Source organism: Gilliamella sp. App6-5 (assembly GCF_001690525.1).
In the GTDB taxonomy this organism is placed as follows: Bacteria; Pseudomonadota; Gammaproteobacteria; order Enterobacterales; family Orbaceae; genus Gilliamella; species Gilliamella apicola_H.
Genome location: NZ_LZGT01000101.1, coordinates 38872 through 62360, shown reverse-complemented (window position 1 = coordinate 62360; position 23489 = coordinate 38872). Strand labels below are relative to the sequence as shown.

Here is a 23489-nt window from a genome sequence, read left to right as displayed (position 1 = left end):
ATAATCTAAACTAATATACAGTTTGTTAAATACTGTTGTTAAAGGGAAATTTATGCATAAATCGACGATTATTTGGAATGAAAATCAGATGCCTGTTTCTGTTCATTTTGATGATGTGTATTTTAATACCGAAGGCGCTATTGACGAAACAAGGTACGTATTTATTGAAGGTAACGATTTAACTCAGCGTTTTTTAGAGCATAAGCAAAATACATTTATTGTTGGCGAAACAGGTTTTGGTTCGGGACTAAGTTTTTTGATTTTATGGCAAACGTTTTTAAATTTTAGAAGTCAGCATCCGCACCATATACTTAAACATCTTGCTTTTTTCAGTGTCGAAAAGTATCCATTATCATTAGATGAACTTATAAAGGTGCATGATAATGTGATTTGTAAAAATGAAATGTTATTTTCGTTAGCAAAACAACTTCAGGCTAGTTTGATTGATTCTAATTGCCGGTTTGAAAACGCTAGTTTAACAATATGTTATGATGATATTCGCCATTTTTCTGATTTTTTAGCGAAGCAAAATGTATTGATTGATGCTTGGTTTTTTGATGGATTTTCTCCAGCTAAAAATCCTGATATGTGGTCAGAACCATTATTTAAAGATTGTTATGCACTGACGGCAACAAATGGTTCTTTTGCCACGTTTACTGCGGCTGGATTTGTGCGACGAAATTTGCTGAATGCTGGATTCAAAGTGCACAAACGCAAAGGATTTGGGGTAAAACGCGAAATGTTAATTGGGTATAAAGATGTGTAACCTTGCCAAGGTAATTGGCAAGGTAAAACGATGGATAAGTTTTATTTGGTTTAAAAATCAAATTGATAAATCAGATCTAATGTTTGTGCTAAGCTTGATGTAGCATCTAAATAGAGACTAGGCATTAGGCGGTAACGCAAAGTAAAAGTGGCCAGTGAATCAAATATGCCTACGCCATACTTGAGTTGTAAGTTAGGTAATATGTAACCACTCACCACAACTTTAGAGTTATTACCTGCACCTTGCGTATCAAGTGTTAGATTTTTGATACCAAATGCATTACCGATATCGCCAATATATTTACCGGTTTTTGCTGTGCCAATACCAACGAGTAATGCGGTCATCATGTCACTGTCACTTTGTTCCGCACTATCAAGTCCTTGACCCCGAATTAAGTAGGAAAGGGCTTCTTGCTGTGACATGGCCGGATCTGAAAACACTTCAATTTTAGGAGATTCCGAGGATCCCGTAATCCGAATTCCCGCCATGATATTACTATTATCCATAGATTCAGGATTACGGATTGCTTCAATGTCAAGCATGGCTTGATCTGTCGAGCCTGAAAATGTAATTATGCCTTTGTGGATAACCAAATCCTGTCCATAAGCATGGAATCGGCCTGTTGGAATCAAAACCTCGCCATGCAGATCAAGCCCCTTATTGGTTTGTGCCGCAATCAAGTTACCTTTAAGTGAGGCTTTTAATCCAAAAGCATCGACCATAACTTGATCACCAATAGCAATTTCAAGATGGCTAAAGATTTTCATACCAAATTTTTGTGGATTAATTTCTTTTCGATTTATATCGAGCATTACTTCATCTGGCGATACATCAATACTCGATGATGGAAGTGATTCAACCGTTATTTTACCTTTTGGAATGCTCACTTTACCTAATAATGCTAGTTCATCTGGTGTTGCACTGATTTTAATATCGGGAACGATGGTCATAGCAATCATTGGTGGCACAGACACTTCCATGGCAGCGCCATTAACCGTTAACGAGGCTTGCCATTTATCAAAAGTGTTCCAGCTGGCATTACCATTAATATTAACATTGCCAGCTTGTGTAGCTAAAATACCTTTTAAAGTAGATGATTTACCCATGAAATTGATATCAAATTTAGCTGATTTAACATCAATCGGTAATTGGCTTGATTTTATTTCACTATTTTGTAAGTTAATATTACCTGTAAGCAACGGGTCATTGAGTGATCCAGAAAATTTAACCTTACCATTAATGGCTCCTTTGGCGTAATCTTTGCTATCTAACAACGGATTAATAATTGCTAACGCCAAATGATCGATATTTAATTGGCCACTTAATGCTTTTTGATTGATTGGATCTGTTATAACGATATTCCCGCTAATTTTTCCTAGTTTATTTAGGCCAAAAATCCAATCTAATTTAGCTTGTTGCTCATTAAATTCTGCATCAATCTTAAAAAGATCGAAAGGCAGTGGCAACGACTGCGAGGTCACCATTTGTTGAATATAAACATCATGGCTGGTTATATTCGCTTTTATTGATGGTATTTCAGTGTCATTTTTAAATTGGATGATGACTTTACCATTTACATTACCAGCAAGTTTGGTTTCAGCATCGTTTGATATTGGTAGTTTAGATAGATTGATCTCTTTTAGTGTGATACTGGTATTGGTATTTTTAGCTAACGATAGTTGTTTATCCAAGCATATATTTGAATTACCATTTACCCAACAGTGAGCATTAATGGCTGGGATTTGATTATTCACATCATAAGCTAAGTCTACAGATTTAGCGAGTTGCCAATTATTGTTATTGCCTAAATTGAGTAGGGCGTGAGGGATGGTCCCGTGCCATTTTGTGCGTGCTTTATCAAGCTGTCCTGTTAACGAAGTTTTTAATGATACTGGTTCACCATCAATATTAACTGTTAAAGTATGCTGGCTTTCACTACCATACAGATCAATAGTTGCTTTTTTGATGGTTTGGCTTGGCAATTCTATTGATTGACCGGTTAGTTTGATGTTACCACTGACTTGATTTTTATATTCAACTTTGCCAACGAGATTGGCTTTAGCAACTTTGATCGTGTCAAAAGAAAGTGAGTTAACCGACAAATTGGTATCAATAGTGGCATTGCTAGCAGCACCATTGAGTTTAATATTACCCGCAATAGATCCTTGCATGCCCTCAATCAATAACGATAGCGATTCGAAATTTAACTTCGCAAGTAAGCTGCCTCTTTCACTTGAGCCATTTAAATTGAGCTGATTTTTCCCCCATTTAATCGTAAAATCATTTGCAGTGGCTCTATTTTCAGAGTTAACAGATAGATTACCTGATGTCGAAAAATCGGCATGTTTGATATTACCTTTTAATTGTAAATCGGACAAATTAAACGCCCATTTGTCTCCCTCTAGCGAGCCGGTTGTTTTCAATTGGCCGTTTAATCGAATTGGATAATTTGGCAATTCTTTGGTGATATCAACGTTATTGAGTTTTATGTCGGTATCCCATTGCAGGGCTTGTTGCCAATTTGCAGTTCCTGCTATATTAATTTCACCTTGAGGTAATTTAATTATGCCATGGTCGATCATTGCACCTTGATTGGTGCCTGTACCGGCAATATCAAACATAGTGTTGGCTAATTCTTCTCCTTTTATATAACCTTTAGCTGACATTTGATACTGCTGCACGTTACCATTTATTGATGCATCAAAATCATTTAATTCATATTGCGCTTGTCCTTCAAGTGGCCATTGGATATGCTTACCTTCGAGTTGGGTCATGATAGGTAGGCATTTTTCAATAAAATTGATGTGTCCACTTAGTTTCATTTGATTTGAACCGTTCATGGTTGTATTGGCTAACAACTCACCCAGCAATTTTCCTGAAAACTGTGCATCAAATTGGTTGTGTTCGGTATTTGCTTTCACTAATGCTAGTACTGGCCAATCGTCATGTAATGTGATTTCGCCCGAAACCGAAGCATGTCCGCTTGCGTAAGGGGTGGTAGCATCTGTATCGACTTGTTTTACAATGATACGACTATTAACGATATTAGTTTGAATTACAACGTTATTGAATCGATAATCTTGCCCACCTATATGTAATAACCAGTTATTACCGGTTAAACTTGTCACATTAATATTTAATGGAATATTAACTTGAGGTAATGAGTCAATCAGTGGTTGATTAAAAAGTTGGCTGATTTTTTCATTAAGCGAGATATCTTCGACTGTTGCTTTTACGGGTACATTGGTTATTTTATTATTCGCAAAAATAGCGCTTAAATCTGTTGCTACAGCCGGATAAACATAAATTTGATTATTAACCCACGTTGCTTTACCAGTAAAGTCTGACATATCAAATTGCATATCATCAACGGTGACTTTTATATTAGTTAGGTGGGTATTTTTAAGATCTATAGGTAACGGCGTTTTGAGCTCAAAACGTATTTCTGTGCTGGGCTCTTCGCTAGGTGAACTATCTATTTGTTCGGTATTAATTGAAACATTTACACCATTGGCATTAAATTGATTGATACAGATTTCGGTTTTTAATAAACAAAACCCAGCAAGTGAAAGAGAAGCATCATTGACTTGAACATTAACACCTGGTAATTCTAGCGAAAGACCTTGAATATGCAGATTATGGAAGGTTCCCTCAACTTGTGTTATCTTTAGCTCAGGTAAAAATTTATTTAAAACATAAGTGGTTAGTCTAACCCCTATACTTGTGTATATAAATAGAATAATAAAGGCAATTAGAAAGACGAAAACAGATAAAATGGCAACGCTTCGCTTTTTCCATTTATATATCCGTTTCAGGTTTTTAATTTTTTTTATTCTAACAGAATTTGTTGTCATATTATAATTCGCTTCCTAGGCCAATGTATAGGTGAATAGAACCCGTATCTTTGTTGAGCGGTGTTGCTAAATCCATTTTTATTGTTCCAACAGGTGATGCCCAACGAATACCCAATCCTGTTCCAGTATAGAATTTAGTTTTATCAACTTTGTCTATAGCTTCACCAGTATCTACAAACGCAGCTCCCCACCATGATCCAGATAAATTATATTGATATTCAAGAGAACCTGTAATGAGCTTAGAGGCACCTTTTAACTTGTCTTTTTTATCCTTAGGTGAAATAGACTGATAACTGTAACCTCGAATGCTGCGTTCACCACCGGCAAAAAACCTGAATGAAGGTGGAACTCGGTCAAAATTGTTTGCTTGTATAATGCCAAAATTACCGCGGGCTATAAATCGATGCGATTTTTTTAGTGATCGAATCCAAGTCTGCTGTGCTTGAAAGCGTACAAAATTAATATCTGAACCTAATTCCTTTCCAGCTGCTTCAACAGAGTAACGCTGCGAATCGCCCCACATCGCTAATAATTCACCATCAGAACGGATTCTTGATAAGCTCAGCGAAGGATAATACAAAAATGTTTTAAAACTTGCATCACCTTGGGTAAAATCATCTTGCAACACATTGAAACCTAATGCTGTTTGCCATCCATAAAAATTATCCCAGTTGCGTAAAGCTCCGAACGTATAAGATCGCGAATAGGTATCATTATTATCAATCTTTTTATAACCACCTTGGATAGTGTAATATTGTTCTAAAGGCGATTTTTTTAACGGGATTTTGTAACTCATAGTGACCATTTGTTCTGGTGAGGATAGCGATAAGTTACTTTGAAAACTTTGTCCTCGGCTATTGATCCAAGGTTTATTCCAACCAATTTTACCATGCACACCGTTATCAGTTGAAAAGCCTAATCCTAAATCCATATTATTTTTTTTGCGGGGTGAGGTTTCTACATCGATGGGAAGTACTTTATCTTCTGTTACATGAGGAAAATCTGGGACAACCACCACTGAATTAAACCAGTTTGTTGAGGTAAGGCGTCTATTTAATAATGACAACTGTTCAGCAGTATATTCCTCACCTTCTTTAAATGGCACAATATTAGCTAAATAATCATCACGGATTTTGGCATTATGAAAAGTCACTTTACCTAATCGGTAGCGTCTACCTGTTGTATAATCAATATTCCAAAAGGCCTGATGTTTAGACATTAAGACAGCTAACTGATGTTTAGGCATATTGGCATCAAAGTAACCTTTTTTTAATGATAAATTTTGCAGACTTTTCTTAAATGATTCGTAAATACCATGATTTAATACATCGCCAATTTTAGGTAAGTTGTTTGTTATTAAATATTCAAAATCAGGATCTTTTTGTCCGTCACCGGTGATATTGACATTGAGTTGCTCGACTAATACGGGGTCGCCTGGTGATATGCTAACAATAAGCACTTTGGGATTTTGAGCGTTGTATTTAAAAGTAGGAGAGTAGTAACCTAAAGCGCGTAGTGCTTTTTGGGCTTCACTTTCAAAATAACGCTTAAAATTTGGGGTATCACTAACTTTGTCTGGTGTAATTAATGAAGTACGCGCCTCAACATTATCAGCAAGTTCTCCTGTTAATCCCTTAATGGATAATTTCATATCAGCATAACTTGCTGTAGCTGTCAGCACTAAGAGAAAACCTAATGAACAGGAAAATCGCGACACATACACCTCGTATAATATTAAGATTCAAGTAAAGTGACATGACCAATATAGGGTAAGTGACGATAGTGTTGAGCATAGTCAATACCATAACCCACAACAAACTCGTCAGGAATGGAAAATCCGATATATTTAACAGGAACGTTTACTTCACGCCGTGAAGGTTTATCTAGCAGTGTACAAATTTCAATACTACGTGGATGTCGCAATTTTAAAATAGCCATAACTTTGCTGAGTGTATTTCCCGTATCTATAATATCTTCGATAATCAATACATCTTTATCACGGATATCTTCGTCTAAGTCTTTTAATATTTTAACATCACGGTTACTAATAATAGCATTACCATAGCTTGATGCTGTCATAAAATCAACTTCGTGTCCGACCGTAATTGCCCTGCTCAAATCGGCCATAAAAATGAAAGAGCCACGCAAAAGGCCAACTAAAATAAGTTCATTTTGGCTATCTTTATAGTCTTGACTTATTTGTTGACCTAATTCGATTACGCGCTTTTGGATATCATCAGTAGATATCATCATGTCTAATTTGTGTTTTCTCATTAATAATACTCAAATTAACTTTTAAAAAATTAAATGAGATTCTAGCAATATTCCTTGATAAAAAGAATAAGCGAACTCATTTTTTATTAAACTAACATGGGAATGGATTTTAATATTTTATACTCAAACACCTAGTTACCTGAAACTTTTTGACAACTATTTTTAATCATTTTTTTGTGTAAACGTCGTTTTTTAAAAAACTCACTTAAAATAGCGCTACATTCGTTAGCTAGTACTCCGCCTTTAATTTCTGCATAATGGTTTATACCTTGCTGAGCAAGAATATCGATAAAAGAACCTGCCGCGCCAGTTTTGTAATCACTTGCACCATATACTACACGTTTAATACGGCTATGAATAATGGCGCCAGCACACATAATACAAGGTTCAAGAGTGACATATAAAGTTGTATTAATTATGCGATAGTTATTCAAAAATTTACCCGCTTGTTCAATAGCTATTATTTCAGCGTGAGCAGTGGGATTATGCTTACTAATGGATTGATTAAAACCTTCACCAATAATTTGATTATTTTCATCAACAATCACCGCACCGACCGGGATTTCTCCTATCGATTCGGCACGATTAGCAAGCATTAATGCACGGCGCATCCAAATTTCATCTGACATTTTCAAATTACAAATTATTGAGATTTAGAACATCACGCATGTCGTATAAACCAACGGGTTGTTTGGCAAGCCAGAGTGAAGCTCTTACAGCTCCATTAGCGAATGTCATACGGCTAGATGCTTTATGACTAATTTCAACACGTTCGCCAATATCGGCAAAGATAGCAGTATGTTCTCCTACTATGTCACCGGCCCTGATAGTTGCAAAGCCGATAGCGCCTTGTGGCCTTTCACCTGTATGACCTTCGCGACAGTAAATAGCGCGATCTTTTAAGTTACAATCAAGAGCCTCTGCAATTGCTTCACCCATGGCTAATGCTGTACCAGACGGCGCATCAACCTTGTGACGGTGATGCGCTTCAATAATTTCGATATCAGTATAATCGCCCATAATTTTGGTGGCTTTTTCCAATAATTTTAGCACTAAGTTAACACCGACACTGAAATTTGCGGCAAAAACAATAGCAATGTTTTTAGCTGCATCAGCAATAGCTTGTTTGCCTACCTCATCAAAACCAGTTGTGCCAATGATTATCATTTTTTTATTCTCAACACAAAAAGCTAAGTGTGCAAGGGTGCCTTCAGGTCTAGTAAAATCGATTAATACGTCAAATTGGTCTTTAGCTTGTTCTAGATTATCGGTGACTGTAATGCCACAAGTACCGATCCCTGCAAGTTCACCAGCATCACTACCAATTAATGATGAACCATCTCGTTCAAATGCTGCACCTAAGGTAACCCCTTCGATTTGCGAAACAGCTTGGATAAGTTGCCGTCCCATTTTGCCACCAGCGCCAGTGATCGCGATACGAATCATGTTTGTTGACATATAACTTTCCTTAACTTTTTGTGAATGTAGATAAATAAATATTATAACGGAAAATAAAGAACTTATACACATAAGCTAAACTTTAATGCTACAATTTTTGATCCGTTTTCTATAAAAAATAATCGGGAGTTATTATGCGATCTCCGTGGTATTTTGGTTGGAACATCGTTATTGCAGCTTCTTTTCTTACTTTACTTTCCAGTGGGTTGAGAATGAGTATGGGGGTCTTTTTTCTTCCCATTGCAAATGATCTCGGTTTTAGCCGTAGCGTCCTTTCTGGCATTATTGCTATAGGTATGCTTTTTTCAGGTATCGCAATGCCAATAGCCGGATATTTAGTGGGTAAATATAGCACTCGTTTTGTCCTAATATTAGGCACGATCATTATTATTCTCTCGACAGTTTGGTCAGCTAACTCAACTGATTATTGGAGCTTTTTACTATCTTTCGGTATTGCATTATCTTTTGGTACTTCTTTTGTAGGGTCAGTTAGCTTTACGCCCATTGTAGCGCGTTGGTTTATTAAACGCAGAGGATTGGCCTTATTTATTTTATCAACAGGAAGTATGGCAGGTATTGCGGTGATGTTACCTGTTTTTGCATTCTTCATTCCTATTTATGGATGGCAAACAACGCTAATTTCGTTTGCTGTGATTTTTATGATTATCGCCTTACCTATTGCTTTGTTTATTATGAAAGATAATCAATCTGAGATCGAAAATTCTAGTATAGAGCCTGTTATCAATCAAAAAATAGAGCCTAGTATCAAACTTATAGATGTGCTAAAAACACGTCCATTTTGGCAACTGAGTTTTGGGCTTTTTACCTGTGGTTTCAGTATGAATTTATTAGGGACACATGGTGTCCCAATGCTTATCGATCATGGTTTTGATCCTATCACCAGTTCTAATGGTATTGGTTTGATTGGTTTAGTCGCTATTTTTAGTACCTTAGTTTTGGGTTATCTATCTGATATAGTACAACGAAAAAACATTTTGATGATGGTCTATTTAATACGAGGCTTAGGTTTTATTACTCTTGTTTTAGCATCAACTAAATGGCAGCTTTTTACTATTGCAGCAGCAGGTGGTTTGGTTTGGGCTGGCGCTTTGTCAATGTCTGGCGCTATTACAGCAGATATTTATGGTGTAAAAATTGTGGGATTACTTTCTGGATTAACCTATTTGGGGCATCAAATTGGTGCGATGATGGGTTCATGGTTAGGTGGATGGGCTTACGATCACTTACACACTCATTTAGTTGCGTTTGGTACGGCGAGTATTTTATTATTACTGGCGGCATTTAGCGCCTATCTTCTTCCCAAACGATAATACTTAAAACAAATGGACGCCAAATAGCGTCCATTCTTGCTTATAAAACTTTTAATAATTCAACATCAAAAATTAATGCGCTGTATGGTGGAATTGATGCGCCAGCTCCCTGAGCACCATAGGCTAACTCTTGAGGAATATATAAACGCCATTTTGAACCTTCAGGCATCAGTTGTAGCGCTTCAACCCAGCCTTGAATTACACCATTGACAGGGAACTCAGCCGGTTGTCCACGCTCTACTGAGCTATCAAATACAGTACCATCAATCAATTGCCCCGTATAATGGACTTGAACACGATCTGTTGCTTTAGGTAAAGCACCATCACCTTGTTGGATGATTTCATACTGTAGACCAGATTCAGTCGATTTAATGCCATCTTTATCAAGGTTTTTGGCAAGAAAATCTTTACCTGCTTGAGCAATTTTTTCTGCTTGTTTGGCTTTTTCTTTTGTTGCTTGTTCGTGTACATGACGTAGTGCATCATGTAGTTCTTGCAAAGGTAGTGCAGGCGGATGACCGGCTAAAACATCTTCCATTGCTTGTTTTAACGCATTAAGTTCTAAATTATTTAAGCCTGATTCTTTCAATTGTTGTCCAATTTGTAATCCAATAGCATAACTTGCTTTTTGATCTATTGTTTCTAGTTTCATTTTGTACCTTAATTGTTTAAAAAAAGCGTCTATTATGACTATATTAAATTGGTGGATACAAGGATAAAAGTCAAGTGATAATTGGTATCATTGCTTGACGATAACTTGGTTATTAGTTATTTGTTAAAGAATTTATCAATTTGGCTAGCACTCAGGCAAAATATCAGCGATAATATAGCCTATTATTTTTTTAATGGATAAAATTGATGCTGTTTCGTAAATTTACCGCCTTTGCAATTGTAACGAGTGTTTTATTAACTGGTTGTTCGGTTGTTGAGCGTTGGGTATATAGACCTGATATCAACCAAGGTAATTATGTGACACAAGATGCCATTGAGCTATTACAAGTTGGTCAAAGTAAAGAACAGGTTGTATTTATTATGGGATCGCCAATGTTAACTTCCGTTTTTGGTGATAACGTTTGGTATTATGTTTTTCGTCAACAACCGCAGCATGAGGCTGTTAGCCAAAGAACTTATGCTGTATATTTTGATGAAATGGGCATTGTAAAGGATATCAAAAATTCAGAGTTAGCAGGATCTAAATCATTAGAAGAAATGAATAAACAAGGTATATCAGACCCAATTGATACTAAGACTGAAGATGATAATTCTGATTCTAATTCTGAATCTTAATCAAAACAAAAACCTCGCTTAAAAACGAGGTCAGATTGATGACAAAGAGCTCGCTTTTTGGCGAGTTCTTTGATCTAATAGAGAGGAGTCCATTATAAGAGAAGTTCTTCTATGCTAAAAAAAACAACTCCAGCGACACCAGAAAAAATAGAGCAAATCTCGCTAGATGCGCTTGTCCCCCAAAATCATCTTGTTCGTAAAATAGCTAAAGTCATTGATTTTGAATTTATTCGAGAAGCGGTAGCACCACTTTATTGCCCTAATAACGGTCGTCCGGCAGAAGATCCGGTCAGACTGTTTAAAATCATGCTATTGGGGTATCTTTTCGGTATCCCCAGTGAACGTCGTCTGGTTCAGGAAATTCAGGTCAATTTAGCTTACCGCTGGTTTCTGGGAGTGGGATTAACTGAAAAAGTGATTGACGCCTCAACACTTAGCCAAAATCGTCGCCGTCGGTTTAATGACAGTGAAATCTATCAACAGATTTTTGATAATATTGTTGAGCAGGCCATTGCCAAAGGGTTGATAAGTGGTCGGGTATTATATACGGACAGTACTCACCTAAAAGCAAATGCCAATAAAGGCAAAGCACGTAATGAGCAGCGTATTGTTGAGCCCAGTCAATATATTGATGCGCTTAATCAAGCCATCAACGCAGAAAGAGAATTAAACGGAAAAAAGTCTTAAAGCCATCGACGGTAGAGAAATACAAGGATGTTAAAGTCAGTACAACAGATCCAGACAGTGGCTTTATGCATCGGGAAGGCAAGCCTAAAGGATTCTTCTACTTAGATCACCGAACGGTTGATGGCAAACATAATTTAATTACCGATACCTATGTCACAGCTGGAAATATCCATGATTCCCAGCCTTACATGGCTCGATTAAAACGCCAGTTAGAGCGGTTTGGCTTTAATCCGGTTGGTGTCGGTCTTGATGCGGGTTATTTTACGGCTCCCATTTGCCATTTACTGCTGGCAGAGCAGATATATCCGGTGTTGGGTTATCGCCGCCCCACCCATGGTGCGAATCCCATCAGAAAAAAGCAGTTTATCTATAACGGTCAAAACGATACTTATACTTGCCCAAACAGGCAAACATTAATATATAAAACTACCAGCAGGGAAGGTTATCGTCATTATCATTCTGATGCAACAACCTGCAAAATCTGTCCGTTATTGTCACAGTGTACACAGAGTAAAAATACACAGAAAGTCATCACACGGCATATCTGGGAAGTAGATAAACAGAAAGCCAACGAGATTCGTTTAAGTCATTGAGGTAAAAAAGTCTATGCTCGGCGAAAAGAAACGATAGAGCGCAGCTTTGCTGATGCTAAACAACACCACGGACATCGCTATGCACGATTTAGAGGAAGAGCGCAGGTTCAAATGCAGTGTTTATTGGCCGCAACAGCTCAAAATATCAAGAAAATAGCGATAAAGCTATTTTTGTTACGTTTTTTTAAGCTATTTTTTAATTTATTTAATAAAATCCAAATTAAAAATCCTATTTATGGTTTAAATAAAAAAATAAACCCCGAATTATATCGAGGTTTGTCATCAATCTGAAGCCACCATTAGGTGGCTTTTTTAAATATTGATTTGTTATTAACGACCAGGTAGCTTTTTCCAAGTAACTTCATTTCGTAAGTAGGTTGGCTCGACATTTTCAACATTAATAACTTCATTTTTCTGCCATTTATTCTTAGCAATAACAACAAGATCTTGTGCATGAGGTAACAAGATATCGCTTTGTTTCATATCGTTAATCATATCAGGATAAGTTTGCCACCCCGTACCAGCACAATAATCATTTTGGCTAATATGCTTCACTTTTTCGATTACTTTTTCAGGCTTAATAACACACTCAGCAATAACCGCTTGCCATTGGTCCTTAACGTACTGGAATTGACCTAAATAGACTTCGTTCATTCTAGCATCAATTGCGGCAATAACGTTTGTTGCTTGCATTGTTCGAGAAACACCTTGAGCCAAAGTCATCAGCGTTGATACACCTATCATGGGTTTATCAATACCTAACGCTAAACCTTGAGCCACGCCAATACCAATTCTAACGCCAGTAAAACTACCTGGACCTTGGCCAAAAGCGATTGCATCAACTTGCGTAAGTGAACAGTCTGATTGTTTAAGAAGTCTATCAACCATCGGTAATATTTGTTTAGTATGATCACGAGCTGATACAATAAAATCGTGAGTGATTTCGTTACGGTAAAGTAAAGCAACCGAACAAGCTTCTGTTGAGGTATCAATGGCTAAAATAGTACTCATTTTTTTTCCAAAATATTTTATCTATTATCATTTAGCTTTTCGTTATTAAAAAGTTTATAACTTTATTTATGTCCCGTGTTCTTGGTGAAGGTGGTAAGCTATTAATAAATGTTGCACCATAAGGTCGCATTACTAAACGATTATCACAGATGATAACCGCTCCACGGTCATTGTGATGGCGAATTAGTCGCCCTACACCTTGTTTTAAGGTGATTACCGCCTCTGGTAATTGTACATCATTAAATGCGTCCCCACCTTGCATTTGACAATCTTCCATACGGGCTTTAATTAAAGGATCATCTGGTGACGTAAACGGTAATTTATCTATAATAACACATGATAAAGTATCGCCTCTAACATCAATCCCTTCCCAAAAGCTGCTCGTAGCAATAAGTAGCGCATTGCCCGTATGAATAAACTGTTCAAGCAATTTAACTTTACTGGTTTCACCTTGTACTAATACTGGCAATTTGGTTAATTCTCGAAATTGTTTAGCTAGTGCATTCATCATTGCATATGAGGTACACAAAAAGAAACAACGACCATTATTAGCTTCAATAACAGGCAATAAAATATTGGCTAATTTTTCAGCATTTCCTTGCTCATTTGGCGATGGAATATAACGTGGAACACAAAAAATCGTCTGGTTAATATAATCAAATGGGCTTTCTAATATTAGTGAATCGGCATTTGTCAGCCCTAAGCGTTTAGTAAAATAATCTAATTGATTATCAACCGATAACGTTGCTGATGTAAAAATCCAACTGCCTTTTCGCTGTGTTAATAGTTCAGTAAATTTATCGGCAACAGACAATGGCGTTAGCGCAAAAACAAAATAGTTATGGCTACTTTCATACCAATAACTAAAACCAGTTACATTTGTCTCCTGCAAGCGTTTTAATAGCGTATTATATTGATTAATGCGTTCAAAACAGTTATCTAATGTTGTCGAACGTCCAACCGTCAATAACAAAACTTCATGACAAAAGTCTAATGCTTCGACAAGATAAGAAATCTCTTTTTTAACCGCTTCTTGGTTAAATAAAAAACGTAAGTTACCTTTGGGTGGCTGTTGGTTAATAACAATTCGTAAGTCTTGCGTACATTTTTGTAGTTTATCCGCACATTGCTGTAGCTGAGACATATCTTTAACTTCGGTACGATAAGCTAAATTAATTTCTTTAGCAAGGTCAAAAAGTTGCCGACTGGTTAGCTGTTCTCCAAAATAGTGACAAGCAAGATCTGGTAGTTGATGAGCCTCGTCAAAAATCATGACATCTGCTTTAGGAATAAGTTCACCAAAACCAGTATCTTTTACTACAACATCAGCTAAAAATAAGTGGTGATTAACCACAACAACATCCGCATTTAAGGCTCGTTTACGCGCCTTGACGACATAACAATCACTATAGTGTTCACAGTCACTGCCTAAACAATTATCATTTGTGCTTGTTAATATTGGCCAAATTAGGTTTTCTTCTGTGACAGTAGTGCATTTGCTAATATCTCCATCTTTGGTTTTAATTGACCAATTTTTTACACGAACTAAATCAACACGTAAATCTTTATCAAGATCTCCTGCTGCTGCATATTGATGATACAGGCGTTCTAAACAAAGATAATTAGCTCGGCCTTTAAGCAAGGCTATTTTTCCTGTGTAATTTAATGCTTTTTTGATTATTGGTAAGTCTTTACTGAATAACTGTTCTTGTAAATTTTTAGAGCCAGTTGAAAGTATTACTTTTTTATCGCTACGTAATGCAGGGACTAAATAAGCAAAGGTCTTGCCAGTTCCTGTTCCCGCCTCAACCACAAGAGAACGCTGTTTTTTTATTGATTCAGAGACTTTACTTGCCATGTTCCGTTGTGGCTCTCTTGCTACAAAACCGTCAATAGCCTTAGCAAGCAAACCATTCTCAGCAAAATCATCAATCACTTAAAATACCTAATAAAAAATAAGTTTAAAATACCAATAAACTTGAAAACTAATTTTGGAATTACACAATGTTATAAAAACAACAAGCCGCTAGTTGGAATAACGACTTATTGTTGTAACAGAATTGAATCACTAATAACTTTTAAACTGTTAGAACTATTAACAATAACTAAGTAAAAAAGATATATGGAAATATTGTCCAGGTATTAAATTGTTTCATAAAAATAATAATATATACCAAGTATGAGAAATAAATTTAATTATTCAATTACATTCCTAGTTCATTAAATATTAATACAAAGTCATTAAGGGATACTGAACAGTATAACTTAAAAAAGTTACAGTATATAAACATAAATAAATACTTATTTATGATTTAACCATTTCATATACTCTGTTGTGCCTTCAGTAACAGTTTTAAATTTGATTGGACAACCAGTTTGTCTGAATTTTGTCAAATCTGCTTGTGTAAAACGCTGATATCGTCCTTCCAAATGCTCTGGAAATGGAATGTATTCAATTTGACCTTTTTGATGATAGCTAAGTACAGCTTCTGCAACAGTTTGAAATGATTCTGCTTTACCCGTTCCGCAATTATAAATACCTGAGATTTTATTTTCCCAAAACCACAAATTAACATCAACTACATCTTCAACATAAATAAAGTCACGTTTGAATGAGTCACTACCTGCAAATAATTTGAGCTTTTCTCCTTTATGCAATTGTTCATTCAAATGAAATGCTACACTAGCCATACTACCTTTGTGTGTTTCGCGAGGACCATAAACATTAAAATAACGAAAGCCACATACTTGTAAGTTAGTTTTTGGTAATATTTCTCGCACGTATTGATCGAATAAAAATTTAGAATACCCATAAACATTTAGTGGTTTTTCATAAACTCTATCTTCAATAAAATTATCGCTACGTCCACCATATGTTGCTGCAGATGAAGCATATAAGAATGGAATTTCCAAATCCAAGCAATAATGTAACAAATCTTTAGAATACTGGTAATTATTTTCCATCATAAATTTACCATCCCATTCAGTAGTGGATGAGCATGCTCCCTGATGAAAAATAACATCAATACCTAAATTTTCATTTGATAAAATAGCCGCAATGAATTCATCCTTATCCATGTAATCCGCGATATCTAAATCAACAAGGTTAGAGAATTTTGTCCCGTCAGTTAAATTATCAACAACAAGAATATCTTTATATCCTTTATTATTTAAGCCTTTGACAATGTTACTTCCAATAAATCCTGCACCGCCTGTTACAACAATCATAGTAATTATCCTTTTTTAATTAATAATTGAGTAATTATATTCGAGTATTCTCATTAAAACTAACTAAAATGTTACTAATAATTTTTATCAGTATTTGAAAAAGTAAGTTTATCTAAGTAATGTTTTATAAAAACAAAATTTGGTACAATAAATAGCATTAAAATAACTTTTTATTACCCAACATGTTAAAAAAAACTATTAATATTATCCGTAAACTAAACAGGAAGAGAAACTACTTTATTAAAGATCTAAAACTTTTAATTTTGTCTTTTAAAATAAAAAGAACTAAATTAGATTTAACAACAATAAATAAAATCACGATCCAAGCGTGTAAAAATGGACTAGGTGATGCAATCATTATATCTGGTTTACCAAAAATTCTAAAGTCCCAAGGCTACCAAGTTACAATATTGACCAAGGAAAAGAATGCCTTTTTATTTAAACATAATCCTCATGTACATCAAGTTATTTACCTTGATAGACCTTTAACAAAAGAACAGGTACAGATTTTGAAATCTTTAGAATGTGACCTTTTCATTGATCCAAATAATAAAACAAGTTACTCCAATTGGATTTTCAAAGTAATAAAAAAAATAAAACCCAAACACACTATCGGTTTTAACTACCCTAAAATGTACCGAATATATGATACCATCATAAATTATTCTGAATATAGCTCTCATTTTAGCAAAAGATTTATACATATTTTCAAAAAAATGAATATAAAAATACTAGAAAATGAATATAAATATGACCTTTATTATCCGAACAAATATGATTTACAAATTGAAAAAATTTTATCTAACTATAAAGATAAAAAAATTTGTATTTTTAATCCATATGCCTCATCTGAACGTAGAAGCTTTTCGGAACAACAAGTGCAAGATATACTTAATTTATTGTCAAACTATCACAATTTACTCACTATTGTTGTAGGTTTACCTGACAAAATAAATAGCTTATGTAACGCTCCTAATATATTAATAAGTTCATTTGAACATTTTTTTTACGCGACCTCATTTGTAAAACATTGTGACTTTGTCATTTCTGTTGATACTTCGATTGTTCATCTTTCAAATGCATACAATAAGCCCCTGATTAGTATTTATAGTTCGGAAATAGATGACTTTGATCCTAGGTATCAAAATAATGATGTATATAAACCGAATTATAATAACGCAATACAGCTGATTGCGCCGGGAGATACAGCTAAAAATTTAGATACACAAATTTTGGAACAATATATTATTAAATATTTAACGACTTTATAATAAAAACTGATATTCATAACAGCTTATTAAAAAATTCTTTGAAAGATTTATAGGATTAATCTAAACAAGTTAGGTAATATCATTGCAGATAGCTTCGAAATTAAAAAATTTCATCATATGCTTTTTTCTCAAATATATGTGAGTCAAGCGCACTATCTAAAGACATATTTTTAATTTCTACATTTAATTTGTTCATAACATCACTTGCATGTTCAAAAGCAGGAAGTATATTTTTTTCAAAATCTAATTCTAATTGAGAGTAAGTAATATTATCTGGTGTCTCGTAAAATCTAGGTAAGTGAAAATTATTTAAATCAACTCCAGCCAAATATAGTTGTTTAAAGCCAAGGTATGCCGCAATTTGGAGAGTCCAATAAACAACAGTTTTAGCTGGGAATACACCATGAGCAATATTTGTTTCAAAAGCCAATGACTCATGCTCTTTATTTTTATTGCTATAAAAATAGATACTTTTATTCCTTTGAGAATCATTTTCTATTTCAGATAATGTCCTTAAAGGCTCATAAGTGCGTTTAAAGGCATCTTCTATCAACGCTATCTTACAAAGAATAGATTTATATCCAAATAAATTTATTATTTTCACTAATCCGTCAACTTGTAAAAATAGTAAAAGTTCTTTATTAGATATAATTTGCTTAACTATATCAGGACGCTGAGAAAAAAAGTGAATATCTGTTATAACATACAAATTAAAGTTAACTTTGTCTTTTAAACAATATGAGCCATTAACGCCTAATGTAGGAACCAATTGAGAGTGTTTAAATGTTATGCGATTAATCGAAGGTCCAGAGGCTATGATAACTAATTTACCACTATATGAGTTTTCTAACGATTTGAGATCAATTATAGGAACTTGTTTTCCTTTATAAGAAAAATCTATAATTTGGCCACATACTCCACGAGAGATTTTTACATATGGCCAACGCTTTCGATTATGTTTATAACGTTTTGAATGAGTTAACCTATATATTAATTTAAAAAATTCATCTCTTAACTTCATTATCATTAACTTCTTTTATTAACTTTTAATTTCACGTATAAAAAAGTATATTTTATGGCCTTAAATACATGACCTTGTTTTAGAAATCTTTTTGCATATATTCTATAATCAGTCATTCTCATTTTATCTTTATAACTTTCAAGCCGACAAGATCTCCATGGAGTAAAATGTTTATAAAAAACATACCAATCCTGAGCTACACCTAAATGTTCTAGGTACCAAGGTTTTCTTGCGCCTGTAAAATGAATAAAATAAGGTATAACGCTTTCGGATTCTAAAAACTTATTTTGATTTTTATCTGCAACCCAAGTAAATAAAAAATTCCAATTTGGCTCTATGATTAATACGTTATTTTGCAATACTATATTAAGGGCATCTTGATCTGGATAAAGTAACTGTTCCCTATGCTCTAAAATAATATCATTAACTTTTTCTTCAGTATGAAAATCATTCCATCTCTTTATATTTATATATAAAAACCCAGAATTAAAATAATTAGTTGTAGATAAATTTAAACGTTTCACATTGCTATGTACATTTTCTTTATTTAAGGAATCAACGCTTGCAGCACAAATAACATTATCAATATTAATATTATTAATAGCTGAAATATCTTTAAAACAAAGTATATCGGCATCTAAATAAATTAATTTATCAACTTTTTCTTTCAGTAATCGAGGAACAAGAAGTCGAATGTACATTGAGCGGTTTAAATGTTTAATAGCATGCTCATTATCATACTTATCCAAAAACTCTTTAGGTATAGAATAAATACTAATATCCAAACACATCTGTTTCAATTTATCTATATCTTCTTGTAAAACGTCATAAAGAAAAACATGAAATTTTAAAGAATTATTCAAATTGTTAAAATAAATTGATTGAATAGCCATAGCTACGTATTTTAAATAGTTTCTATCCGAACAAAACGCAATATTAATGCTATCTTTTCCATCATTCATTTAAAGTTATTTCCATTATCTCTCATTTACTACCTATAGCAGTTTTATTTAGGCATAACATAATGGCTCTTTCCAGATAAAAAAAGTAAAGTTTATCTATTTTTAGATGATAGACAACCGCTATAATTAGACTATTTAAACTGTTTCCCAGTATATAAATTATAATATATCCCTTTTTTATTTAACAACGTATTATGGTTACCTTGTTCAACAATATGTCCATTATCAAGTACTAAAATTTCATCTGCATTCTCAATAGTTGATAACCGATGAGCAATAACTAGACAAGTTCTACCTTTTTGCAATTCATCTAATGCTGTTTGGATAGCACGTTCTGATTCTGTATCTAATGCTGATGTTGCCTCATCTAATATTAAAATTGGGCTATCGCGCAATAATGCTCTTGCGATTGCAATACGTTGACGCTGTCCTCCTGATAATAATACACCGCTTTCTCCTACTTTTGTATCAAATCCTTTTTCAAATTTCATGATAAAATCGTAAGCAAACGCTTTCTTTGCTGCCTCTTCTATCTGAGATTGCGAATAACGATCAAGTCGACCATATGCGATATTATTTGCAATAGTATCATTGAAAAGGTAAACATTTTGGGACACTAATCCAAGTTGATTTCTCAAACAAAATAAAGTTAGATCTTTAATATTACATCCATCTATCAGAATTTCACCTTCTGTAATATCATAAAAACGTGCGAGTAAACTTGTGATAGTTGTTTTGCCTGATCCTGAGCGACCAACAAAAGCAACTGTTTTTCCTGCAGTCACTGAAAAATTAATATCTTGTATAGCTGGTTGTTGCCTAGTTTCATAAGAAAAATTCACATGTTTGAATTCGATATTCCCCTTTACACGATCAATATTTATTTTTCCATTATCTTTTTCTGTAGGTTGTTCTAAAATAGCGAATAACGTCTGACAAGCAGCCATACCTTTTTGAAAACTAGCATTGACGCTTGTTAAGCTTTTAATAGGTTGCATAAGTGCCACTAATGATGAAAAAACAACAGTAAACTCACCAGGTGTAATATTCAAATCAGGATTACTTGCAGTTAGCAAAACAAAAGCGATAGCGAAAGAAATCACTAATTGGACGATGGGAGTTGATAAAGCAGAAATAGAAACTAATCGCATACCATCGCGACGAAATTTATTACTTATCTTTTCGAAGTTTTTTGATTCTTCATTTTGAGCACCAAATACAATTATTTCTCGATGTCCTTTCAACATTTGCTCCACTGACATAGTCACATTACCCATAGAGTTTTGCATATTCTTAGCTAATCGCCGAAACTTTACAGAAATAAAAGTAATTAAAGCTATTACAATAGGAGTAATAATAACAAGAGACAACGATAGCTGCCAACTATTGTAAAACATAGTATAAAATAGACCGCAAATAAATGCTGATTCTCTAATAATAACTATTAACGCATCAGATGACGATGACGCAACTTGATCTGTATCATAAGTTATGCGCGATAATAATCTTCCATTTGAATTTTGATCATAATAACTCACAGGCGAATCAACAAAATGATTAAAAAGCCTTTGTCTGATTCTCATCACGATTTTACCTGAAATCAATGAAAGAAAAACAGAATAGCCATAATTGGCAAGTCCTCGTAATAACACCAAACCAAAAATATATACTGGTGCTATTAATAAGAAACTCTTATCACCGTCACTAAACCCTCTATCCAATAAAGGTTTTAAAATTGCAATTAAAGATGTATCAGCAAAAGCACTTAAAAAAAGCAATATAATAGATAGAAATAAAACCAGTTTATGCTCAATAACATATGGCCACAATTTTAAAAAAGTGTTCCACGTAGACGAATCTTTATCTATATCATTAGGTGCTTTAAGATTATTTTTAGTCATATTTTTCTTTATAAATAAATTATTAATATTAAGAATTAAATTGCATTTTATACATTTGAGAATAAAGTCCCTTTTGAGTAATAAGCGATTCATGATTACCATCTTCAACAATTTTACCGTCATTAATAACAATAATCCGATCTGCTTTTTTTATTGTCGATAAACGATGTGCGATAATGATAGAAGTACGATCTTTTTGTAATGTCTCAATAGCTTCTTGAACCAACCGTTCAGATTCATTATCTAAGGCAGAAGTGGCTTCATCTAAAATTAATATTGGATTATTGCGTAAAAGAACCCGAGCAATTGCAATTCTTTGCCTTTGTCCACCAGATAATAAAACACCATTATCGCCAATTTCAGTATCTATACCATCTTGTAATTTATCAATAAACTCTAATGCATTTGCTAATTTAGCTGCCTTTATTATAGCCTCTCGAGAATGTAGTCCTTTTTCGCCATAAGCAATATTATCAGCAATACTACCATTGAATAAATGTACACGCTGCGATACATAACCAATTTGTTCTCGTAATGACTTTAACTTATAATCCTTGATATTAATAGAATCCAAGAGAATTTCTCCTTGTGAAACATCATAGAATCTAGGAATTAAACTTGCAATTGTTGATTTACCCGCACCCGATCGACCAACTAACGCAACCGTTTGCCCCTCTTTGATACTAAAACTAATATCAATAAGCGAAGGCATATTTCGTGTAGGATAAGTATAAGTAACATTTTTAAATTCAATACTTCCTTTTACTTTCTCTTTTACAATAGTGCCATTATCTTCTTCCTGTGGAGCATTTAAAATGCCAAATAAGGACTCACAAGCAATTGCACCTTTTTGTAATTCAACATGTAGGCTAGTTAGTTCTCGAAGTGGACGCATAACAGCTACCATTGCCGAAAAAACAACAGTAAATGATCCCGGTGTAATATCTAAGCTTTCACTCGCAACAAGATACAATATGAAACCCAATCCAAGAGTTGCGATTAACTGGATAATCGGTGTTGATAATCTTGATACTAATTCTATTTTTAACACACCTCTTCGAACAATATCTGTTATTTGGCCAAAATTGCGCTTCTCATAATCCTTTGCATTAAAAATTAAAACTTCTTTATGTCCATTTAACATTTCATCAGCCGCAGTAGTTATTTCACCCATACCTTTTTGCATAGATTTTATTGTTTCTCTAAATTTTTTAGCAATAAATTGTGCAATAAAAATAATTAAAGGTACGATAATAAATAAAACTAATGCCAATCTCCAACTACCATAAAACATAACACAACATAAACCAATAGCATATGTAATTTCACGGACTAATATTATTAAAGCATCAGAAGATGCTTTAGATAATAACTGAGTATTAAATGTAATAACAGAAACAAGATCGCCGACAGAACTTTTATCATGAAAACTAACTGGACTTCTAACTAAATGGTTGAAAATCAACTGTCTAAATTTAGTCACAACTTTACCAGATAACCAAGAAAGACAATATGTTGAAGCATAATTAGAAAGCCCTCTCAATGCGATTAAACCAATAATCAATAATGCAATTATCATTAAAAGAGAGTAATTCTTATCCATCAATCCATAATCTAGCAGCGGTTTAGTCAGAGATATAAGAGAGGCATCCGTAGCCGCATTTAATAATAAACCAAATATTGCAACAATTAATGCTTTCTTATATGGCGCGACAAAAGGCCAAAGCAACCGAAGTGTTTTCCAAGTAGTATATTTATCCGACATAGGGTTAACTAGTAGTTTATAAAATAAAGCCCATTATACTATAAATAAACATATCTCGTTAGTTTTATAGCTATTTTATG

At 34.1% G+C, this 23489-nt stretch carries 17 protein-coding genes and 1 pseudogene; 5 read left to right on the top strand and 13 right to left on the bottom strand.

The genetic code is table 11. The annotated features are described in order from the left end of the window. Positions 1–52 precede the first annotated feature (52 nt). Complete coding sequence (gene mnmD / locus A9G24_RS11795) at positions 53–766, top strand: tRNA (5-methylaminomethyl-2-thiouridine)(34)-methyltransferase MnmD (protein WP_065639194.1); 714 nt, start codon at positions 53–55, stop codon at positions 764–766. A gap of 50 nt (positions 767–816) precedes the next feature. On the opposite strand, the gene tamB is transcribed toward mnmD, so the two are convergent. The 5 genes from tamB to dapB form a co-directional block, all read right to left on the bottom strand. After that, positions 817–4620, bottom strand: a complete 3804-nt coding sequence (gene tamB / locus A9G24_RS11790; RefSeq protein ID WP_065639193.1) for an autotransporter assembly complex protein TamB — start codon at positions 4618–4620, stop codon at positions 817–819. Between the two features lies 1 nt (position 4621). Then, a complete protein-coding gene (gene tamA / locus A9G24_RS11785; RefSeq protein WP_065639192.1) occupies positions 4622–6337 on the bottom strand; it encodes an autotransporter assembly complex protein TamA in 1716 nt (571 codons plus the stop codon). A 17-nt stretch (positions 6338–6354) separates the two neighbouring features. Continuing rightward, the gene (gene hpt / locus A9G24_RS11780) at positions 6355–6894 is read right to left on the bottom strand and encodes a hypoxanthine phosphoribosyltransferase (RefSeq protein WP_065639191.1); all 540 of its coding nucleotides are present in this window, start codon (positions 6892–6894) and stop codon (positions 6355–6357) included. 131 nt (positions 6895–7025) lie between these two features. Continuing rightward, positions 7026–7523, bottom strand: a complete 498-nt coding sequence (gene tadA, locus A9G24_RS11775) for a tRNA adenosine(34) deaminase TadA (protein WP_065639190.1) — start codon at positions 7521–7523, stop codon at positions 7026–7028. A 7-nt stretch (positions 7524–7530) separates the two neighbouring features. After that, positions 7531–8352: a 4-hydroxy-tetrahydrodipicolinate reductase gene (dapB, locus tag A9G24_RS11770; protein WP_065639189.1), complete on the bottom strand. Its 822-nt coding sequence runs from the start codon at positions 8350–8352 to the stop codon at positions 7531–7533. Positions 8353–8486: 134 nt separating this feature from the next. On the opposite strand from dapB, the gene A9G24_RS11765 reads away from it, so the two are divergent. Then, on the top strand, positions 8487–9683 hold the full coding sequence (locus tag A9G24_RS11765) for an MFS transporter (protein WP_065639188.1): 1197 nt from the start codon (positions 8487–8489) through the stop codon (positions 9681–9683). 40 nt (positions 9684–9723) lie between these two features. On the opposite strand, the gene A9G24_RS11760 is transcribed toward A9G24_RS11765, so the two are convergent. After that, positions 9724–10335 carry an FKBP-type peptidyl-prolyl cis-trans isomerase gene (locus tag A9G24_RS11760; RefSeq protein WP_065639187.1) on the bottom strand — a complete coding sequence of 204 codons (612 nt, stop codon included), beginning with the start codon at positions 10333–10335 and terminating at the stop codon, positions 9724–9726. A gap of 206 nt (positions 10336–10541) precedes the next feature. Here A9G24_RS11760 and bamE point away from each other — a divergent pair, with 206 nt between their 5' ends. Further along, positions 10542–10970, top strand: a complete 429-nt coding sequence (bamE, locus tag A9G24_RS11755) for an outer membrane protein assembly factor BamE (protein ID WP_065639186.1) — start codon at positions 10542–10544, stop codon at positions 10968–10970. Positions 10971–11081: 111 nt separating this feature from the next. After that, positions 11082–12541 (top strand): annotated as a pseudogene (locus A9G24_RS11750) (IS1182 family transposase). Positions 12542–12580: 39 nt separating this feature from the next. On the opposite strand, the gene tsaB reads toward A9G24_RS11750, so the two are convergent. From tsaB to rfaD, 3 genes are all read right to left on the bottom strand, one after another. Then, entirely contained in the window at positions 12581–13261 is a 681-nt protein-coding gene (gene tsaB, locus A9G24_RS11745; RefSeq protein ID WP_065639185.1) for a tRNA (adenosine(37)-N6)-threonylcarbamoyltransferase complex dimerization subunit type 1 TsaB, read from the bottom strand. Positions 13262–13292: 31 nt separating this feature from the next. Further along, positions 13293–15197 (bottom strand): ATP-dependent DNA helicase, encoded by a 1905-nt coding sequence (locus A9G24_RS11740; protein WP_065639184.1) that lies wholly within the window; start codon positions 15195–15197, stop codon positions 13293–13295. A gap of 365 nt (positions 15198–15562) precedes the next feature. Beyond that, positions 15563–16489, bottom strand: a complete 927-nt coding sequence (rfaD, locus tag A9G24_RS11735) for an ADP-glyceromanno-heptose 6-epimerase (protein ID WP_065639183.1) — start codon at positions 16487–16489, stop codon at positions 15563–15565. 182 nt (positions 16490–16671) lie between these two features. Between rfaD and A9G24_RS11730 the strand changes: the two genes are divergently transcribed. Continuing rightward, positions 16672–17760, top strand: coding sequence for a glycosyltransferase family 9 protein (locus A9G24_RS11730; RefSeq protein WP_065639182.1), 1089 nt, complete (start codon positions 16672–16674; stop codon positions 17758–17760). Positions 17761–17860: 100 nt separating this feature from the next. Here A9G24_RS11730 and A9G24_RS11725 read toward each other — a convergent pair whose 3' ends face one another. The 4 genes from A9G24_RS11725 to msbA (A9G24_RS11710) form a co-directional block, all read right to left on the bottom strand. Next, positions 17861–18781 (bottom strand): sugar glycosyltransferase, encoded by a 921-nt coding sequence (locus tag A9G24_RS11725; RefSeq protein WP_141673159.1) that lies wholly within the window; start codon positions 18779–18781, stop codon positions 17861–17863. A gap of 5 nt (positions 18782–18786) precedes the next feature. Beyond that, positions 18787–19743 carry a glycosyltransferase family 8 protein gene (locus tag A9G24_RS11720; RefSeq protein WP_065639180.1) on the bottom strand — a complete coding sequence of 319 codons (957 nt, stop codon included), beginning with the start codon at positions 19741–19743 and terminating at the stop codon, positions 18787–18789. A 131-nt stretch (positions 19744–19874) separates the two neighbouring features. After that, positions 19875–21644, bottom strand: a complete 1770-nt coding sequence (gene msbA, locus A9G24_RS11715; protein ID WP_065639179.1) for a lipid A ABC transporter ATP-binding protein/permease MsbA — start codon at positions 21642–21644, stop codon at positions 19875–19877. A gap of 28 nt (positions 21645–21672) precedes the next feature. Further along, positions 21673–23409 (bottom strand): lipid A export permease/ATP-binding protein MsbA, encoded by a 1737-nt coding sequence (gene msbA, locus A9G24_RS11710; protein ID WP_065639178.1) that lies wholly within the window; start codon positions 23407–23409, stop codon positions 21673–21675. Positions 23410–23489 lie beyond the last annotated feature (80 nt).

Bases quoted from the DNA above. Each gene is read 5' to 3' on its own strand.
- dapB (WP_065639189.1), bottom strand. From the start codon at position 8,352: ATGTCAACAAACATGATTCGTATCGCGATCACTGGCGCTGGTGGCAAA.
- rfaD (WP_065639183.1), bottom strand. From the start codon at position 16,489: ATGATTGTTGTAACAGGCGGTGCAGGATTTATTGGAAGTAACATTGTC.
- A9G24_RS11765 (WP_065639188.1), top strand. From the start codon at position 8,487: ATGCGATCTCCGTGGTATTTTGGTTGGAACATCGTTATTGCAGCTTCT.
- hpt (WP_065639191.1), bottom strand. From the start codon at position 6,894: ATGAGAAAACACAAATTAGACATGATGATATCTACTGATGATATCCAA.
- tamB (WP_065639193.1), bottom strand. From the start codon at position 4,620: ATGACAACAAATTCTGTTAGAATAAAAAAAATTAAAAACCTGAAACGG.
- A9G24_RS11760 (WP_065639187.1), bottom strand. From the start codon at position 10,335: ATGAAACTAGAAACAATAGATCAAAAAGCAAGTTATGCTATTGGATTA.
- msbA (WP_065639179.1), bottom strand. From the start codon at position 21,644: ATGACTAAAAATAATCTTAAAGCACCTAATGATATAGATAAAGATTCG.
- A9G24_RS11720 (WP_065639180.1), bottom strand. From the start codon at position 19,743: ATGAATGATGGAAAAGATAGCATTAATATTGCGTTTTGTTCGGATAGA.
- mnmD (WP_065639194.1), top strand. From the start codon at position 53: ATGCATAAATCGACGATTATTTGGAATGAAAATCAGATGCCTGTTTCT.
- A9G24_RS11725 (WP_141673159.1), bottom strand. From the start codon at position 18,781: ATGAAGTTAAGAGATGAATTTTTTAAATTAATATATAGGTTAACTCAT.
- bamE (WP_065639186.1), top strand. From the start codon at position 10,542: ATGCTGTTTCGTAAATTTACCGCCTTTGCAATTGTAACGAGTGTTTTA.
- A9G24_RS11730 (WP_065639182.1), top strand. From the start codon at position 16,672: ATGTTAAAAAAAACTATTAATATTATCCGTAAACTAAACAGGAAGAGA.
- tsaB (WP_065639185.1), bottom strand. From the start codon at position 13,261: ATGAGTACTATTTTAGCCATTGATACCTCAACAGAAGCTTGTTCGGTT.
- tadA (WP_065639190.1), bottom strand. From the start codon at position 7,523: ATGTCAGATGAAATTTGGATGCGCCGTGCATTAATGCTTGCTAATCGT.
- msbA (WP_065639178.1), bottom strand. From the start codon at position 23,409: ATGTCGGATAAATATACTACTTGGAAAACACTTCGGTTGCTTTGGCCT.